At 40.0% G+C, this 17680-nt stretch carries 18 protein-coding genes and 1 riboswitch; of the genes, 4 read left to right on the forward strand and 14 right to left on the reverse strand.

Annotated elements, in window-relative coordinates:
• The first annotated feature begins 51 nt into the window (after positions 1-51).
• Positions 52-819 carry a pyrroline-5-carboxylate reductase gene (gene proC / locus JOC36_RS02830; RefSeq protein WP_205144995.1) on the forward strand — a complete coding sequence of 256 codons (768 nt, stop codon included), beginning with the start codon at positions 52-54 and terminating at the stop codon, positions 817-819.
• Positions 820-864: 45 nt separating this feature from the next.
• On the opposite strand, the gene citX is transcribed toward proC, so the two are convergent.
• Together citX and JOC36_RS02840 are read right to left on the reverse strand one after the other, a co-directional pair.
• Complete coding sequence (citX, locus tag JOC36_RS02835; RefSeq protein WP_205144996.1) at positions 865-1419, reverse strand: citrate lyase holo-[acyl-carrier protein] synthase; 555 nt, start codon at positions 1417-1419, stop codon at positions 865-867.
• 295 nt (positions 1420-1714) lie between these two features.
• On the reverse strand, positions 1715-4693 hold the full coding sequence (locus JOC36_RS02840; RefSeq protein ID WP_205144997.1) for a phage tail tip lysozyme: 2979 nt from the start codon (positions 4691-4693) through the stop codon (positions 1715-1717).
• A 468-nt stretch (positions 4694-5161) separates the two neighbouring features.
• Between JOC36_RS02840 and JOC36_RS02845 the strand changes: the two genes are divergently transcribed.
• Positions 5162-6118: a sugar-binding transcriptional regulator gene (locus JOC36_RS02845; protein ID WP_205144998.1), complete on the forward strand. Its 957-nt coding sequence runs from the start codon at positions 5162-5164 to the stop codon at positions 6116-6118.
• Positions 6119-6144: 26 nt separating this feature from the next.
• Here JOC36_RS02845 and JOC36_RS02850 read toward each other — a convergent pair whose 3' ends face one another.
• Positions 6145-7074, reverse strand: coding sequence for a glycosyltransferase family 2 protein (locus tag JOC36_RS02850; RefSeq protein WP_205144999.1), 930 nt, complete (start codon positions 7072-7074; stop codon positions 6145-6147).
• 135 nt (positions 7075-7209) lie between these two features.
• The gene (locus JOC36_RS02855; RefSeq protein WP_205145000.1) at positions 7210-7761 is read right to left on the reverse strand and encodes a GNAT family N-acetyltransferase; all 552 of its coding nucleotides are present in this window, start codon (positions 7759-7761) and stop codon (positions 7210-7212) included.
• Between the two features lie 131 nt (positions 7762-7892).
• Here JOC36_RS02855 and lepA point away from each other — a divergent pair, with 131 nt between their 5' ends.
• Together lepA and JOC36_RS02865 are read left to right on the forward strand one after the other, a co-directional pair.
• On the forward strand, positions 7893-9671 hold the full coding sequence (gene lepA / locus JOC36_RS02860) for a translation elongation factor 4 (RefSeq protein ID WP_205145001.1): 1779 nt from the start codon (positions 7893-7895) through the stop codon (positions 9669-9671).
• 20 nt (positions 9672-9691) lie between these two features.
• On the forward strand, positions 9692-10258 hold the full coding sequence (locus JOC36_RS02865) for a helix-turn-helix domain-containing protein (protein ID WP_205145002.1): 567 nt from the start codon (positions 9692-9694) through the stop codon (positions 10256-10258).
• 42 nt (positions 10259-10300) lie between these two features.
• On the opposite strand, the gene JOC36_RS02870 is transcribed toward JOC36_RS02865, so the two are convergent.
• The 10 genes from JOC36_RS02870 to rpmG all read right to left on the reverse strand — a co-directional run bounded on the left by JOC36_RS02870 (position 10301) and on the right by rpmG (position 17662).
• Positions 10301-11035, reverse strand: coding sequence for a 3-oxoacyl-ACP reductase (locus JOC36_RS02870; RefSeq protein WP_205145003.1), 735 nt, complete (start codon positions 11033-11035; stop codon positions 10301-10303).
• Positions 11035-11526 (reverse strand): QueT transporter family protein, encoded by a 492-nt coding sequence (locus JOC36_RS02875; protein WP_205145004.1) that lies wholly within the window; start codon positions 11524-11526, stop codon positions 11035-11037. The genes JOC36_RS02870 and JOC36_RS02875 overlap by 1 nt, the downstream gene beginning before the upstream one ends.
• Before the next feature lie 8 nt (positions 11527-11534).
• A riboswitch (PreQ1 riboswitch) is annotated at positions 11535-11582 on the reverse strand.
• A gap of 466 nt (positions 11583-12048) precedes the next feature.
• Positions 12049-12942 carry an alpha/beta hydrolase gene (locus JOC36_RS02880; RefSeq protein WP_420825616.1) on the reverse strand — a complete coding sequence of 298 codons (894 nt, stop codon included), beginning with the start codon at positions 12940-12942 and terminating at the stop codon, positions 12049-12051.
• A 5-nt stretch (positions 12943-12947) separates the two neighbouring features.
• A complete protein-coding gene (locus tag JOC36_RS02885; protein WP_205145006.1) occupies positions 12948-14204 on the reverse strand; it encodes a PTS transporter subunit EIIC in 1257 nt (418 codons plus the stop codon).
• 159 nt (positions 14205-14363) lie between these two features.
• The gene (locus JOC36_RS02890) at positions 14364-15695 is read right to left on the reverse strand and encodes a dihydrolipoyl dehydrogenase family protein (protein WP_205145007.1); all 1332 of its coding nucleotides are present in this window, start codon (positions 15693-15695) and stop codon (positions 14364-14366) included.
• Positions 15696-15712: 17 nt separating this feature from the next.
• On the reverse strand, positions 15713-16288 hold the full coding sequence (locus JOC36_RS02895) for a TetR/AcrR family transcriptional regulator (protein ID WP_205145008.1): 576 nt from the start codon (positions 16286-16288) through the stop codon (positions 15713-15715).
• A gap of 202 nt (positions 16289-16490) precedes the next feature.
• Positions 16491-16811, reverse strand: coding sequence for a DMT family transporter (locus tag JOC36_RS02900; protein WP_205145009.1), 321 nt, complete (start codon positions 16809-16811; stop codon positions 16491-16493).
• A complete protein-coding gene (locus JOC36_RS02905; protein WP_239517516.1) occupies positions 16811-17146 on the reverse strand; it encodes a DMT family transporter in 336 nt (111 codons plus the stop codon). Before JOC36_RS02905 ends, JOC36_RS02900 begins: the two co-directional genes overlap by 1 nt.
• Positions 17147-17240: 94 nt before the next feature.
• Positions 17241-17510 (reverse strand): 30S ribosomal protein S14, encoded by a 270-nt coding sequence (gene rpsN, locus JOC36_RS02910; protein WP_205145010.1) that lies wholly within the window; start codon positions 17508-17510, stop codon positions 17241-17243.
• A 2-nt stretch (positions 17511-17512) separates the two neighbouring features.
• The gene (gene rpmG / locus JOC36_RS02915; protein ID WP_205145011.1) at positions 17513-17662 is read right to left on the reverse strand and encodes a 50S ribosomal protein L33; all 150 of its coding nucleotides are present in this window, start codon (positions 17660-17662) and stop codon (positions 17513-17515) included.
• Positions 17663-17680: the final 18 nt, after the last annotated feature.

Consider the following 17680-nt stretch of genomic DNA (forward strand, 5'->3'; position numbering starts at 1 on the left):
CTTAATTATGTTACAATAGTATGAAATTATAGTTAGATGGAGGTCTCAACAATGGAAGTTGGTATGATTGGTGTTGGCCATATGGGTCAAGCCATTGTAAATGGTTTATTAAACAAGATGGATGGTTCTGATTTAATTCTTAGCAACCATCGACTCAACTCAGCAATGCAAAACTATGCTGATAAGCAAAACGTTAAAGTTGTCACTGATAATCAAGAATTAGTTGCTGCAAAGCCTAAGTTCTTAATCTTTACAACTCCTGCTCCCATCACGCTTGATGTGATGAAAGAGATTTCAGGCTTGGACGAAGAAACCATTATTTTGTCAGCAGCTGGTGGTGTAAAATTGGATGATATCCAAGAAATTTTCCCAAACAACCCAGTTGCTTTGCTAATGCCTAACACCCCAGTCGAAGTCAACCAAGGAACTTTAGGCGTTGCCCTTGGTAACCAAGTTAAAGATGCTGATGAAATTGAAGCATTCTTGCAACAATTAGGTGATGTCTTTATTGTGCCTGAAAAGCAATTTAATATCTTCGGTACAGTAACCGGCTGTGGCCCTGCCTTTGTTGATGTCTTCTTAGCTGCACTCGGTGATGCTGCAGTTAAAAATGGTCTTAGCCGTGATCTTGCGTATCAGGCAGCTGCAAGCATGGTCAAGGGTAGTGCAACACTGATGCAAGAAACTAAGACAGCCCCAGACGTTCTTAAGGATCAAGTTACTACCCCAGGTGGTTCAACGATTCGTGGTGTCGTTGCCTTAGAAAAGAATGCATTCCGTTCAGCAGTTATTGATGCCATTGATGCCGCTAATAACTAAACGAAAAGACTCGAAAAGCTAACTGCTTTTCGAGTCTTTTTTATATTATTTAGCAACACGTAATTTATTTACGTAGAACGTATAACGTTGATTGAAGGTCCGAGTCACTTCATCAATTGAATGTTTTTGAACACCCATACAGATCTTAGCGTCATCACCACAAACGACACAAGCTTTTTCAGGAAAACCAAGTTCGTGTCTTGAAAATTGATTTGCCGCAGGATCTAAATTGACCACATCAAGATTAAACATATACCCCAAAGGATCAGTTTGTTCAAAACGATATGTCAACATTTGTACCGCCGTTTGGCATTCATTCAATACCAAAAAAGCTTCTGGTCCTGTTACCCGTTGTAAATCATCTACCCGGTAAGTCAACATTGGTCGAAATAGTCGCTCTAAGCGCCGCATACTATCACTAAAAATATCAACCAAAGTTGGGCTTTGCTTAATCAAGCCAGGTACATCAAGCCTAAATGAAAGGATAGTTTGTTCAGGATATTGTTTTGATAACTCATTTTCTTGCCGCTCACGCCAAGCATTATTCGTCATAATTGCTTCTAAACTCGTCGGTTCACCTGCGTCAAAGATATCGGTCATTATGTTTCCCCCTATAAAACGTAACAGACCAATAGTGTACCATAAATTTGATAAAGGAAAAATCAAAAACTAACATTTTTTGTGAAATGTCTTCGAAGAGTACATTTTACTTTTAACAGCAGTCTAATTTCAAAATATTAAGCTACCTAGGATATTCGGGAGTAATCATGTATGCATCCAAAGTAACCTTATTTTAATGCCGATTGTGGTTGGATTCGCCAGCATAGAAAAAACCTCATCCGTTAGCTTTCTTTAACGAATAAGGTTCATCTTGTACTTTTACTTTTTAATCCGATTAGGCACGTGTGCCACGACCATTGGCATCAAAGGTGTATTTAACCCCATTAATTACCATAGTCGTATTTTTAACTTGTGCGCCCGTTGCTGGGTCATAATACTCAATTGTGTTTGCGTCTAATACACGGACTCCGTGCACCATCGCCCCAATTGCATCAAAATAATAAGTTTTTCCATCAATGGTTACTTGCTTATTTTCAACACGACCATAAGTTTTAGGATCATAGTATTCCGTATCATTGGTAACCGTTTTATGAAAACCAGTTACCGCATAACCGGCTGGTGCAAAGAAGTAAGTTGTACCATCAATATTAATCTTACGGTTACGGGCCAAAATATTGTTGTTGGCATCATAATAACCCAACTTACCATTAACCGTCTTAAAGCCACTGTAAGCTAAACCATTCTTTTGGAAATAATACGTATTGCCCTTAACGGTAATCGTCTTGTCTTCAACACGAGCCTTAGTCGTTGGATCAAAGTATTGCAACGCATTATTAGCATCTCGATGGAATCCAGATACTGCTGCCCCATTGCTCTTGAAAGTATAGTACTTTCCGTCAATGGTTAATGATTTATTTTCAACTCGACCATACGTTTCAGGATCATAATATTCAATATCACCTGTAACCGTCTTGTGGAAACCAGTTACGGCATAGCCACCAGGTGCAAAGAAATATGTCGTGCCATCAATATTAATCTTACGGTTACGGGCCAAAATATTGTTGTTGGCATCGTAGTAGCCCAACTTACCATTAACCGTCTTGAAACCACTATAAGCCAAACCATTCTTTTGGAAATAGTACGTATTGCCCTTAATGGTAATCGTCTTATCTTCAACACGCGCCTTAGTCGTTGGATCAAAATATTGCAAAGCCTTATTGGCATTACGGTAGAAGCCAGACGCTGCCGCCCCATTACTCTTGAAGGTATAGTACTTTCCATCAATCGTTAGTGATTTATTTTCAACACGCGCATGCGTTTGTGGATCATAATATTCAATATCACCCGTGACAGTCTTGTGGAAGCCAGTTACAGCATAACCACCTGGCGCAAAGAAGTAGGTCTTACCACCAATCTTAATCTTACGGTTACGGGCCAAGATATTGTTGTTGGCATCATAATAACCCAACTTACCATTAACCGTCTTGAAACCACTATAAGCTAGACCATTCTTTTGGAAATAATACGTATTGCCCTTAATGGTAATCGTCTTATCTTGAAGACGAGCCTTAGTCGTTGGATCAAAGTATTGCAAAGCCTTGTTGGCATTACGGTAGAAGCCAGACGCTGCTGCTCCATTACTCTTAAAGGTATAGTACTTGCCATTAATCGTTAATGACTTGTTTTCAGTCCGTACCTTCGTGGTTGGGTTATAGTACTCAATGTCATTTGAAACAGTCTTGTGGAAACCAGTTACAGCATAACCAGCTGGCGCAAAGAAGTAGGTCTTACCACCAATATTAATCTTACGGTTGCGCGCTAAGATATTCGTCTTAGCATCATAATAACCTAACTTACCATCAACCGTCTTGAAACCACTATAAGCTAAACCATTCTTTTGGAAATAATACGTATTGCCCTTAACGGTAATCGTCTTGTTCTCAACACGAGCCTTGGTCGTTGGATCAAAGTACTCCAAAGCCTTATTGGCATTGCGATGGAAACCACTAATCTTTTGTCCTGAGGCATTGTAGAAATAAGTTTTACCATTAACAGTCTTATAACCTGTTGTGACGTCAAATTGAGCCAAATAGTTATACCAATACGTCGCAATATTACCGCGAACAGGTTGGTAAGAATCATATGGACGTTCATAATTATTCATGAAGACCATCGCCAAGTTAAAGGCTGAATCCTTACTCTTCATGTATTGCGCAGCCGTCATACTACTATAGTAACTTGGGAAGAACTGCTTATTATGCGTCATCTCATATTGAATCATGGCTGCTTGGCCAGTTAGTGTTCGATAGTCGTAACCATTAGCTTTACACCAATTGATCAACTTACTTGCTGGGGTCCATTGCACAAGGCCATAACCGCCACCACCACCAATTTCAGTGATGTCTGGTAACAAATAACTTTCAATAGTCATATTTCCAAGCATACCGGCAACGGCATTACGAGTCCAACCGCGGGCCTTAAAGTACTTATACAAATCGCGAGCATTTGCTTTTTGCGTTGCTGAATAGTTATAAGTACTTGCAGTTTGAACTGACTTTTTCGTAACCGTCGTCGTCTTCTTAACGCTTGTTGTACTTGATTGTGCAGCCGTAGATTTGCTAGTTGCTGAAGTCGTTGACTTTGTTGCTGTAGACTTGGCAGCACTCGTTGTTGCCTTTTGACTTGTCGCTGTAGACTTAGCAGCACTCGTTGATGTCTTTTGACTTGTTGCCGTAGACTTAGCAACACTCGTTGATGTCTTTTGACTTGTTGCCGTAGACTTAGCAGCACTCGTTGAACTTACTGTACTCTTTTGTGTTGACTCAGCTACAGATTGACTACTTGCAGTACTCTTTTGCGTTGAAGTCGTTGCTGAAGTTTGTGTTGATGCAGCCTTTGATTCTGTTTGAACACTTTGACTAGCATTTGCACTTGATGCAGTAGCTGATTGACTGGCTGCTTGTTGACTTGCAGTTGAAGTAGCAGCTGCTGATTGATCAGTAGAAGACTTGGCTTCACTTTGTTGTGAAGTTGTACTTTGTGACTGCTCAGTACTTGTTTGTGCATTCGTTGGATTTGCTTGCATGGCTGCTTCAATTTGTGTTTGTAAATCCGCAACTGAAGCAACAGCATCATCCCCATCAGCATTATTAGTTGTGCCAGTCGTTGTCTTTTGGTTAGCATTGGCATTTGTGTCAGTAGCATCGGCATGGGCTGAACTTGCACCACCAACTAGGGCTGCAGCAGCTCCAAGGGTTGTTACTACTGAACTTACCCAAAACTTACCACTTTTGTACATCTTAATGTGTTCCATAATTGCTCCTTGATGATAACTTGCCGTTATCATTTGGTTCTTTATTACTTCTTTATTTTTTATTAAATATCTTTAGATTTTCTTAACAAGTTCATGTTACCGCACTTCTATTTTTCGGTCAAACAGAATTATATCGTTTTAATACGGTACCTATTTAGTGTAGCAATCAAAAATCACAGGTATATGCCATTGAGGTTTCAAATGTTAGAAAACACGTAATATTAAAATTACAAAACTGTAACATTGCGCCCGAAAGCTGACTCCAATGCACTTTTACGACTCTTGTTATGAGAGATAATCTCATATTTCCCTTTAAAAAAGGGCATATCAATTGGTATATCACTGCGAGCATGGTCAGACTAATCTTTTGGGCTTGTTTAAGAAAATTAAACTATATTTCATTTTTGAAATTAACTGTGTTAATCTAAAAGTCAGCATTTATTTATACAAAAGGAACCCCAAAGCAATATGCCAGATAAGTCAAATCAACATGAACTATTAGCTAATTTAGCGCAAGATTATTATCTTTCACAACTATCATTAGCGGAGCTTTCTGAAAAGTACCATTTAAGTCGTTATTTAATTAATAAATATTTAGACGATGCACGGCGGGAAGGCATAGTGACAATTAACATTGCAGCGCCAAACCCACGTAATCTAGAATTAGAGAAAACTTTCCAAAAAGAGTTCGCAATCCCACATATTTATATTTTAAAAGATAATATTAGTCCGACTGAGACGATTGATAATGTCTTAAATTATGCCGCACACCAACTAGCGCCCATGATTAGCCAAAGCAAAATCGTTGGCCTAACTTGGGGTGGAACAATTTTTAATATTATTAACTACTTCCCAGCCTCTGTATTAGAAAATGTAACTTTCACCCAATTTATTGGGGAAAATATGAAGTATAAATCAGCAGCCGGATCAATGCGCATGGTTGAATTAGCTGCTGCTAAATTTTCAGCGGAATATTTAACCATGACTGGCCCCTTATACATTATTGATGACAATGTCCGTAATACCATGGCACAAGAAATTGCCGTTAAACCGGCTTTTGAAGCTGCTCGGAAAATGGATTTGTTATTTACAGCTCTAGGAACGCTTAGTTCACTAGATAGTATTCCGACTTGGCAAGAAAACCGCTCTGCCATTCTCGAAGATGTTAATCCAGATGAAATTGCCGGTATGTTATATGGTCGTCCATATGATAAAAACGGACAATTTCTTACATCAGAGCATGATAAAGTTTTTGGACTATCAATTCCAGAAATTTTAGCCACACCGCGTCGTTTTGGCGTCGTAAAAAGTAAATTTAAGACTCAAGCTGCCTTAGGTGCTTTACGCGGTAACCTTCTAACCGACTTAGTCACAACTGAATCGATTGCTCGCCGTATTTTAAGCGATGCGCAACAAGACAAATAAAAAAAGCCGCTTTGAGCGGCTTTTTTTTATTTAACTTCCCGTGCAATATAAATCGGTCGGTGCTTGGTCTCCAAATAAATGGCTGCCACGTATCGACCAACAATTCCTAAACTCAACAACTGAATGCCACCCATAAATAGGATAATCACAACCAATGATGGCCAACCACCAACGGCTGAGTGCGGTACGAGCAACGCGCGCAAAAAGATAAGCAATGCACCTATGATTGATGTAATAAACGAAACCACTCCCAAAATTCCAATCACGGTAAGTGGCACTTGTGAGAACGCCACAATCCCTTCGACTGAATACTTTAATAATGACCAAAATGACCAAGACGTTTTGCCGGCCACTCGTTCAACATTTTCAAACGGAATATACTTTTGTCGAAAACCAACCCAAGCCACGATTCCCTTTGAAAACCGGTTATACTCACCATCACTTAAAATTGCATTCACAACTTGGCGATTCATGACACGGTAATCACGAGCACCATTTACTAAATGGGTTGCTGAAATTTTGTTGATCAACTTATAAAACAAATTTGAGAAAAATGTGCGCACCGGTGGCTCACCAACACGGTTAATTCTGCGCGAACCAACCATATCCCATTCATCCGATGCCACGCCATCCAACATTTCAGGAAGTAATTCCGGCGGATCTTGTAAATCCACGTCCATGAGCGCCACATAATCGCCGCTAGCATGTTCTAATCCAGCGTAAATGGCCGCCTCCTTACCAAAATTTCTTGAAAATTGCACATAATGCACCCATTCACTTTGCGTTTGTAGTTGCTTTATTGCTGACATGGATTGATCAGTTGATCCATCATCAATAAACCAATATTCAAAGTCGTATTCTGATAAATTTTGGTGTACTCGTTCAATTGCCTGAAAGAATATTGGAATTGCTTCTTCCTCATTAAAGACCGGCACGACAATTGATAATTTTGACATACTTGTTCCTCTAATCTACTTTCCTCTAACTTGAGGACCTTTTTTGTCATGAAGCCAGTTGACTTGTGACAGCTTGTTCCCTTTATTGTAGCACAATCACTGCCCTATCAGGCATCAACAAAAACTATGCTTGGCTTAGGCATTTGGAAACAATGCTAAAATACTGTGGCTTGGTGCCACTGCAGTTGGGTAGTCACTTAAAACTTGGACAGCTTGTAAATAATCTTCGACCGTCACTCGCACATCAGAACGCATCAAATGGTAAATACCACCAAAAGCACGTGAGGCAAATCCTGAATCGGTCACTTGATTTTTTTCATAAAAGGCATACCGACGCTCCCGTTGTTCAGCATTTTCAGCCTCTGGCGTCCGATACTCAGCTTCTAAAATAATACCTTCATCAAATTTGGCTTTTAAAGCTGTCAAAATCTTTGAACCGAAGCCACCGCCACGTAAACTTTGATCAACTGCAAAATAGAGGATAAAAGCCTTATGTGTGGTAATTTCAACCCACACCAGCAAGCCAATTGGCTTAGCATCCTGCATAATTGTACGCATTTTAATCTGAGACTTTTCGTCAGCTAACGCCTTCAATTCTGCATATGGAGTCCGCTCGCGCTCAGGAAATGCTTCTAGGTAAATTTTTTCCCAGTATTGTTCATCCATAATTGGTTCAAATGTAATCATGTCATCCCTCTTTTCCGACAAATTCAAATTAATCTAAATTATACCTGATTAACTTTTTAATTGCTCAATACTAATGATAAAATGCTTATAATTAGCTTACATAGCTTAACTGCAAATTCAAAGAGGACCTTATGTCAAAAGAACAAAAATATATCCGTAACTTTGCCATCATTGCCCATATCGATCACGGAAAATCGACCTTAGCTGACCGGATTATGGAATCCACTAATACCGTCAGTTCACGCGAAACTAGTGATCAATTACTAGATGACTTGGCCGTCGAACAATTGCATGGTGTTACCGTTAAATCAAGAACAGTCCGTAATTATTACGTTGATCCAGATGGTGTTGAATATGAATACAACTTAATCGATACACCTGGCCACGTCGATTTTAACTATGAGGTTTCACGTAGTCTGTCAGCGACTGATGGTGTCCTCCTACTGGTTGACGCAACCAAAGGGGTTCAAGCACAAACTGTCGCTAATTATCGTCTTGCCAAGGATGCTAATCTGACCATCATCCCCATTATCAACAAAATTGATAATCAAATGGCTGATATTGAGAAAACACAGGCGGAACTGCTTGATTTAGATGCTAATTTTACTGAAGCAGCCACCTTACGCATTTCTGCTAAGAGTGGACTCGGGGTTGATGACGTCTTACTCGCCATCCTTGACCGTCTCCCTGCCCCCGCTGGTAATCCAGAAGCCCCCTTAAAAGGCTTAATTTTTGATACAAAATTTGATCCTTATCAAGGCATTTTGGTCCAAGCACGTATTTTTGACGGTGTCTTAACCAAAAATATGATGTTGAATTTTATGGCCCAAAATGTGAATGCCCAACCAAAAGAAATTGGCTTCTATACGCCATTAGCCACACCAACCGATGAATTGTCAGCCGGCGATGTTGGCTATATTATGACTGGAATTAAAGATGCGCATGCGATTCAAGTCGGAGATACAGTAACGGATAAAAAGCAACCAACAGCTAATCCTTTCCCAGGTTATCAGACGATTGAGCCGATGGTGTATGCGGGAATTTATCCCCATGATGGTGAATATAAGGAACTTAAAATTGCGATTGAAAAATTAGCACTAAACGACGCTGCGTTCCACTATGAGCCCGAACAATCTGAAGCACTTGGCATGGGCTTCCGTGGCGGTTTCTTAGGTATTTTCCATTTGCAAATTATTCGTGAACGGCTTCAAGCTGAATTTGGCTTAGATGTTTTAACGACAATGCCTAATTCAACCTATCGTGTTAGTGTCAAAAATGAAGCCAAGCCCCTATATATTGAAAATCCAACCCAATTCCCAGATTATCATTTGATTACCAAAGTTGAGGAGCCATACGTGATGGCCAAAATCACCGCCCCTGATCACCAGCTTAATGACATTATGCGCTTAGCAGAAAGCCGTCGGGGGACGCTTCAAGATTTAGAAACCATTGGCGACATGCTCCTCATTACCTATAAAATGCCCATTTCTGAAATTGCTTATGATTTTTTCAACGAACTTAAATCCGTTTCTCACGGTTTCGCAACGCTATCAACCGAACGAGATGACTATGATGAATCAGATTTAGTCCGTCTCGATATTCAGATTGATTATACGCCAGTCGATGCGCTAACTTTTGTCATGCACCGTCTCCGCGTTGATCAATTTGCGCAAGACATTGTCCAAAAGTTAACTGAATTAGTACCACGTAAATTGCAGCAAATGCCTGTCCAAGCACTTGTGGAAGGTCGTGTGATTAGTCGTGGTAATATTCCACCTCTACGGAAAGCTGCTGCTGCTTCAAGCAAGACCTCAAAGAAACAACAACAAATGCGCCGTCAAGGACAAAAAAATCAAGTTGAGCTTCCACAGTCTGTATTTGATGCGATTCTTGATATGAACCGCCATTAACTTCCTGAAAGGATTTAATCATGAATAACTTAGCAACTTTACGTGAATTGTTTAAACTCTCAAGCCAAACTGTGGCCGACGCAACTGGGCTAAGCATTGACCAACTACATGCTTTTGAAAATGAGAGCCAACAACCTAACATTGCTGAATGGCAAAAACTGGCTGAATACTATGCTGATCAATATCATGTTGAGCAAACTCAGGCCGAATTAGTTGAGCCCATTCATTTCCGCTTAAGTGTCGATTACCTAATGAATATTGGTTTAACCATTAACGATTTATTGGCCATGCAATGGTATTTTGCCAATACACGCCCAGAATTAGGACCACTTAGCATCGCTCTCTTCAACCCAGCTGATCATCATGAAATTGAACGGATTACCACTGACTTGCATCATGTCATCGATGAATTCGCTGCTTATCTTTTGCTCAATCATGATGGTACGTTAAACCAATTTATTGATGAACGTAACAATAATCATGTGAGTGATTGGCGACTCCTACTTTACAAGCGGGCTGACAACTATGTTGATGTCACTGATATTGTCAGCTATTTCGTTGACTTACCTGATTTAACCAAGATTTAAAATAAAAGCAGCTGCCTTAATTTGAAGGCAACTGCTTTTTATTTATTTAATTGTCCAACCACCATCAAGGGTTATAACTTGCCCTTGCATATAACTCGCTTGCGGACTAGTTAAATATAATGTTAAATCTGCCACCTCTTGTGGTTGCGCCCAACGTTGCACTGGAGTATCAGCTGCTACTGATTTAGCCATTGCTCCATCACCGGCAAAATCGGCCGCATTCATTGGTGTATCAATTGCTCCGGGTGCAATTGCATTCACATGTAACCCCGCCTTGGCATAATCTAAGGCCAACTGACGCATCCAACCGACTAAGGCATGCTTTGAGGTCGTATAGGCCGCACCGCCACCACCAGCAATTAGGCCAGCAATGGAAGCCATATACACAATTTGCGGATCATCTTTTTTAAGTAAGTCAGGTAATAAGGCCATCGTAATTTGAATTGGTGCCAAGGCGTTGACTTGCATCACTTCTTTAAATAAAGTCTCGCTCTCGGCTAAAGCTGGTTGAAAGGCATCTAAAATACCAGCGGTACTTAGAAAAATCTCTACTTGAGCTAATAAAGTTTTTTGATCATTTAACCAACTTTTCAACGCATCTGGCTGTGCTAAATCAAGTTGAAAACTTTTTAAATGTGGCCGTTCATTAATCGCAACACGATCAATAGCAATGACATCAGCACCGGCAGATAAATATGTTTCCATCTGCGCAGCGCCAATTCCCGAGGCAGCTCCCGTAATTAAAACTGTTTTATTTTGATAATCTTGTTCAATCATTATGCTGATAGATCAACCCTCTTGTTAATAAAATAGACGACAATTGCTCCCAAAACGAGCGTAATAAATTCACCTAATGCGACTGTACCAAACGTAATCCAGAATGGGGCTGAAGCAAAAATATGTAGCTCCAAAGCCACCGCCCACATCATGAGGGTATCAACCACAGTACTAATCGCTAAGCGCTTGATGACTGATTGCACATGGCGCGTTAAGTAATAACTCAAACTCAACATGACCACCGTCCCTAAAGTTCCAAAGACCATATCAATGACCCCTAAGGAAGATTGCGTATTAGCAATAAAGACACCAATCGAAATTGCCACGATATAGCGTTTATTAAAAACAGCTAAATGGTTCAATCCTTCTGAAATTCGTAATTGAATGCTGCCATAAGCAAATGGTGCAATCAATAATGTGAGTACAACATATAAGGCCGCTACAACGGCCATCATCGTTAAGTCGTAAACTCGACTCTGACGTTTCTCCATAATTAACATATCTCCTAGTTTTTTTTGAATGTGGGATGGTTACGAACCACATATCTGCAATGATACCACAATTTAACTGATCATTTTGTCGATATTTTAAAGCAATATCCTACCATATTCATTAAACTTTGCTTTGTCAGCCACCCTACATTTAAACAAGCATCACTGATAATTGTGATAAAATTTCTCATGAAGGAATAAATATCGATCAGTGTTTTCGCCAGTTTAGAATAGTTGTACTAAAATAAAATGCTTATTTTATTTATGTTAAAGGAGTTTGTTATGTAGAAAACCAAATTACGTACGGTAATCCGCTTTGCTATCGCCAATACAGTTGCGGCATCTATAATTCAATTCGTCATGAACTTGATTGGCCACCAGCCCCTGTTATCTAATTTTAACTCCGTCATACTATTTATAATTTTTTTCACGGCCTTTGAATATTTTATTGCGTCGTCATCCCATAAATAATATAAAAACAATAAAAAAGCGCCGAAAGGCGCTTTTTTATTAAAATAATTATTATTCACTTTCAATTGGTTTAACATTTGAAGCACTATCTGATGCCGGATCATCAGGCATTGGTCCACCTGAATGGTCCAAAATACGTGCCATAATAATTTGAAGCACCTCATTATTTTGCGGCAAATTAGAATGTTGCGTATCATTTCCCGTTAGCGTCACCTCAGTATAACTTTTGGTTTGATTTTGGAAAATATATTTACCAGCACGCACTGAAGCATCCGGCACAATGCCATCGGATGTATAGGTTTCATTTCCTGCTAACGTATAAACATCTAAGTCCTTTGACAAATATTTACGCTTTTTGATGAAATCAGAAAGCATTTGTGTTCGGTGTTTGATATTACTCTCTTCGAAATTGTACGGCGTACCAATCGTCAATAACCGTTTCATTTTAACTTCCGGATAATTAGAGGCATCGTTTTCTAAGAAGGCAGTATAAACCAAGCCACCATTCGAATGACCAATTCCTTTATAATTATTAAACCGATATTTATCTTGTAACATCGAAAAGGCATCATTAAACATATTGGCCTGCTTTTTGATATTACCATATCCATCATGATTATTTTCAAACCCAACGACAATGAAAGGTTCATTATCATTTTTCAGCTTTTTTCCACGTAATGAGATATGCCCGTCATTCCAAACTTTAACTTTAATCAGACTGTGTTTCGTTTCAGATCTTTCATTAATTTTGGCAACCATACCGTCAAAACGATTCTCAGTTGCCGAACTACCTGGAATACAGATAACTGGTGACAATTTGGAATTATAAAAGCGATCCATGTTCTTAACATTCGCTTGAGTCCACCAATAAGCCGGAATCAAACTTAATATCAATAACACGCACAAGAAAATTCCAATCCATTTTAATTTTCGTTTCATTCCTATCATAATTATGACTCACTTGTCCTGGTAGCTTTCATTTTATTATCTAATTTAACAAATGGCATGTAGATTAAGACATCCAATACAAACAATCCAAACCCGAACACAAATGTGGCAATGTTGCCCCCTGAACCAATAAAACCAATCAACGGTCCAGGTGTTCCAATTGGTACCGGGTAAATGGCCGGGGGAATCACCTTCAAAGCCACTAAGCCTGCAGCAATGATAACGTTAACGGCTGGTGCCAAGACAAATGGAATCAAATAAAGTGGATTCAACAACACGGGTAGGCCAATTAATAGCGCTTCACTACTACCAAAAAAAGCCGGTCCACTCGCAAGCGCTGAAATTTGTAGCGTCCGCTTATCCCGTGTAAACAACCATAAAGCCACAATTAAAGCCAGTCCACCACCAACACCGGCATATATTCCAAAACTATCGTACAAAGTTTCTTCTGTAAATGGATATGGCACATGCCAAGGTGAATGATGCTCTAAGGCATACATCAAGTTTGAATTTGCCGCGCCACTAGTGAAGCTACTATCAAAATCAAAGAAACCAGTTAATCCAAACCAACGCAACATGCTCGTTCCAATACTACCTAGCAAAGTCATCAAGAATGACCCTTGGCTAGCTAATCCCGAGACACTAAAGCTTGAAGTAGAGATATTGAATTGCTTAGCCACAACGGATAACGAAACGTTAATCAAAAAAGCCGCCCCCAAAACAAGGATCACACCACTCGTTGCGCTGGTAACTTTCTCTTGATGCATATGTCGCTTCTGCCGTTTAGCTAACCAATTCCAGAACCAGCCAATCAGATAACCAAATAGAAGCCCCAATAGTAAACCATGTATACCAAATGGCGTCATCCCACTAAAACTTGGTAATGCTAGTCGCGGATTGCGATGTGGGTTCAACAACACAATAAAAGCGAGTGCCGCTGTGATACCAGCCTCATAGTGATAGGGCTTCTTAGCAGTTAACATTGCCATATAATAGGCACTTAAAATTGCCAAAATACCTAAGGTTAATTGCGTCAGTGTCTGGGCATATGCATTAACGGCATGGTAATACGGGAACCAAGCCGGCACATTAAAAACATTATTAATGAACCCTTCGTCATCCAAAACTGTCTTACGGAAAGCTGCAATCACGCTACCAAACAGCGCGAACGGAAATAATTTTTGTAACGTACTTTGTACTAAACGGACTAACGGTACTTGCTGTAACCGCATAAAAAGGGAAGATATATTTGCCTGCATGTACCCATTCCATCCTAAGTAAAATTATATTATGAATTTATTCATACATAGTGTAAGTGTATCACAATTCACCTCATTTGCCGTATTTCGTCACCATCACCCTATAAAAAAAGACCACCAGCAAAATTGCTCGTGATCTTTGTCGATTTTTGCATTAAATTACAATTGACCGTAAACGTCAAAACCAATACTTGGGAAAATATAAACTAAGCGCTCTAATTGTTCTGGTGTGTAACCAAATTCAATGGCTGGCAACAAAGCATTGATACTATCTTCAGCTCGTTCAGAAATTTCAGTTGCACCAACCAATTGATGTTGTTGATTAAAAATCAAAGTCAACTTAGCATCTTGTTCATAATCAACCGCACGGTACCAGTTACCATTTTGATCATTTTCTTGCACTGTGTATTGTTCAGGGGCCGCTTTGGCTTCAGCCACCGTTACACCTGCTTGAGCAATCCGTGGTGTGGTGAAGACATTCGTTGCGATTGCAGGATAGTCAATTGCAGCGTCTGATTCACCAGCAAAACGGTGCATCAAATACGTTGATTCAAACTGAGCGGTTGGTGTCAACTTTGGTTGTGTCTTATCAATTACATCACCAGAAGCATAAACACTAGGCACAGCCGTTTGAAGATACTCATTGACCTTAATTCCCTTGTCACTATATGCAATGCCTAATTCATCAAGGCCAAGGTTTTCGACATTAGCTTGACGACCAGTAGCATCAAGCACCCAATCAGTTGTGATTGTACCATCAGTCAAAGCCACATCAATTTGTGAACCGTTCTCAGTTAAGCTAGCAACGGTTTGGTTGCGCATAATCTTAACACCACGGTCTTCAAGATCTGACAAAACTTGTTCAACATATGGTTGATGGAAACCGCGCAAAGCTTTGTCACCGTGCAAAACCAAAGTTACATTGGCATCAGCTGCATTGGCCATCGTTGCAAATTCAACCCCAATATAGCCACCACCAATGACCACCAAATTCTTTGGCATTTCAGTTAACGCCATAAACTCCTTTGAATCATGCGTCAATTCTGAACCAGTCACATCAAGCTTACGAGGACGCAAACCAGTTGAAATCACGATATTTTCAGCAGTAAGCGTCTCGTCACCTACTTGTACTGTATGTGCATCAGTCAAGCGACCACTTCCAAAATACATCTTAATCCCAACAGATTCCATGTTGCCCTTAAGCATGTTTGGAATGCCATCAATTGCTGCTTGTTTGTGATCATGGTTTTTGGCCCAATCAATGCGACCATCCCCGCTCACAATCCCATCTGAGGCGCGCAAAGTGTGTTGCAAAGCAACAGCTTGGTCGAGCAAGATTTTTGCATTACATCCCCAATTAGGGCATGTACCACCAACTGTATCAGCTTCAATAACAGCAACGTGCTTACCCTTTGCGGCTAAAGGAATGGCACCATCAAACGTACCATGTCCACTTCCAATGTATACTACATCATAATCATATGCTGTCATAATAACCTCCTGTGTGATTACACTTTAAAAATCGCCCGAGTTGCCATACCAATCAATTGATCAAGCTCAGCTGCTGTCACCGGAACTTGGTGTTGTGCTCGCACCTGATACAACCATTGTAATGGTTGTAAGGCCTGGGCCACAATTAAATCAACATTATGCGTGACCAATTGATCAGCCTGATAAGCTCGTTTGATTACAGTTAACATCGCTGGCCCCAGTAAAGTCGTATTTGTCTGTAAATCTTCAGGCAAATACTCTGGGTTAGCTGCTAAAGCAGCCATAAAATTTAATGCTTTTGGGTTTTGATCAAAATTATGAGCATATGCCTGCATCACTTGGGCAAATTGCTGCGTGATTGGTAAGCTGGCATCTGGCGCTTCAATTTGTTCAATCAGTGTATTTTGCATTGATTGATACAAATGGCCTAATAAATCTGATTTATTTTCAAAGTAAATATAGGCCGTTGCGACAGAAACGCCAGCTCTTTTGGCTAATTTATTAATACTGAGCTGACTAAGTCCATTTTCTTGAACTAAATCTAGCGCAGCTTGTTCCAATGCTATTAATTTATTCTCATCCCGTTTTCGCATGCTAAGTTTAACCAGCCCCCAGTAGCACTAAAACTACTGCGTTAGGGTCCTCCTCACTTCTTTTAATTAAAACCCTTGCTAGTATTCTAACATAATTTGTCTTTCCTAGCTTGCACGTGCTAGGGGGATCTGCTAATTCCAAAATAAAAAAGCGACCTAATTAGGTCACTTTTTTATTACTACTTTATTGTCATCATATTGGCTATGCCCCAGTTGTGAATTTCAAACCAACGGCGCCAATCACAATCATACTAATAAATAAAATGCGTTTCCAATCATGTGATTCATGATAGAACAACATGCCAACAATCGTTCCACCGGCTGCACCGATGCCAGTCCAAATCGCATAACCTGTTCCCATCGGAATAGAACGTAAGGCAAATCCAAGCAAACTCACACTTAACATCATAAAGACGGCCATAAATATAATTAAATAAGGTCGTTTCTTTCGATTATACTCATTTAAGGTTACCACACCACTAACTTCCATTAAGCCTGCTAAAAATAATACGAACCATGCCATTAGTCTTGATCCTCCTCAACTAGCTTCAAACCGATCACGCCGACCAGTAAGATGAGCAAAAAGATTAACTGAGTTACCGTCAATCCGTCACCAAAAACTAACCATCCAATTAATACTGTCGCGGCTGACCCTAAGCCAACAAACACAGCATACGTCGTACCAACTGGTAAATGCCGACTAGCCAATAGGTACAACCCAAATGACGTTACCAACGATGCAATCGTTAAAATCCATTCGATTGGTGTATGGGCATATTTTATTCCCACAACCCAACCACTTTCAAAAACAATCGCAATTAAAATGGTCCACCAGGGATTCTTTAAAATAAAACGCATGTACACGACCCTCCTCTGTTTAATGTGATTATGTATAAAAAAGAGCACCCACCAGAAGTGGATGCTCTCTTTTGAACCTATCGTAATCTGCCGATTACCATGAGGCCTTTTTAACACCAGGAATTTGACCCTTGTGTGCCAATTGACGGAAGTTCAAACGTGACATTCCAAATTCACGCATGTAAGCGTGTGGACGTCCGTCGATACGATCACGATTGTGGGCACGAACAGGTGAAGCGTTACGAGGCAACTTTGACAAACCTTCGTAATCACCAGCAGCCTTCAAAGCAGCACGCTTTTCAGCGTACTTCTCAACTGTGGCTTCAATCTTCTTTTCCTTAGCAATCTTTGACTTCTTAGCCATAATTACTTAACCTCCTTGAACACAGTAACACGACGCAACTTTGGAGAATACTTCTTAAGCTCCAAGCGATCAGGTGTGTTACGGCGATTCTTAGAAGTTAGATACATACGTTCGCCAGACTCTGCTGACTCTAATAAAATGTTAATGCGCATTAACATAACTCCTTTAAA

Source organism: Weissella uvarum, from assembly GCF_016908785.1.
Taxonomy (GTDB): domain Bacteria; phylum Bacillota; class Bacilli; order Lactobacillales; family Lactobacillaceae; genus Weissella; species Weissella uvarum.

Coding starts and splice junctions, on each gene's coding strand:
- JOC36_RS02875 (WP_205145004.1), bottom strand. CDS start 11,526: ATGGAGAAACGTCAGAGTCGAGTTTACGACTTAACGATGATGGCCGTT.
- JOC36_RS02845 (WP_205144998.1), top strand. CDS start 5,162: ATGCCAGATAAGTCAAATCAACATGAACTATTAGCTAATTTAGCGCAA.
- JOC36_RS02890 (WP_205145007.1), bottom strand. CDS start 15,695: ATGACAGCATATGATTATGATGTAGTATACATTGGAAGTGGACATGGT.
- JOC36_RS02900 (WP_205145009.1), bottom strand. CDS start 16,811: ATGGCATGGTTCGTATTATTTTTAGCAGGCTTAATGGAAGTTAGTGGT.
- proC (WP_205144995.1), top strand. CDS start 52: ATGGAAGTTGGTATGATTGGTGTTGGCCATATGGGTCAAGCCATTGTA.
- JOC36_RS02885 (WP_205145006.1), bottom strand. CDS start 14,204: ATGCAGGCAAATATATCTTCCCTTTTTATGCGGTTACAGCAAGTACCG.
- JOC36_RS02870 (WP_205145003.1), bottom strand. CDS start 11,035: ATGATTGAACAAGATTATCAAAATAAAACAGTTTTAATTACGGGAGCT.
- rpsN (WP_205145010.1), bottom strand. CDS start 17,510: ATGGCTAAGAAGTCAAAGATTGCTAAGGAAAAGAAGATTGAAGCCACA.
- JOC36_RS02840 (WP_205144997.1), bottom strand. CDS start 4,693: ATGGAACACATTAAGATGTACAAAAGTGGTAAGTTTTGGGTAAGTTCA.
- JOC36_RS02865 (WP_205145002.1), top strand. CDS start 9,692: ATGAATAACTTAGCAACTTTACGTGAATTGTTTAAACTCTCAAGCCAA.
- lepA (WP_205145001.1), top strand. CDS start 7,893: ATGTCAAAAGAACAAAAATATATCCGTAACTTTGCCATCATTGCCCAT.
- rpmG (WP_205145011.1), bottom strand. CDS start 17,662: ATGCGCATTAACATTTTATTAGAGTCAGCAGAGTCTGGCGAACGTATG.
- JOC36_RS02855 (WP_205145000.1), bottom strand. CDS start 7,761: ATGATTACATTTGAACCAATTATGGATGAACAATACTGGGAAAAAATT.
- JOC36_RS02905 (WP_239517516.1), bottom strand. CDS start 17,146: ATGCGTTTTATTTTAAAGAATCCCTGGTGGACCATTTTAATTGCGATT.
- JOC36_RS02850 (WP_205144999.1), bottom strand. CDS start 7,074: ATGTCAAAATTATCAATTGTCGTGCCGGTCTTTAATGAGGAAGAAGCA.
- citX (WP_205144996.1), bottom strand. CDS start 1,419: ATGACCGATATCTTTGACGCAGGTGAACCGACGAGTTTAGAAGCAATT.
- JOC36_RS02895 (WP_205145008.1), bottom strand. CDS start 16,288: ATGCGAAAACGGGATGAGAATAAATTAATAGCATTGGAACAAGCTGCG.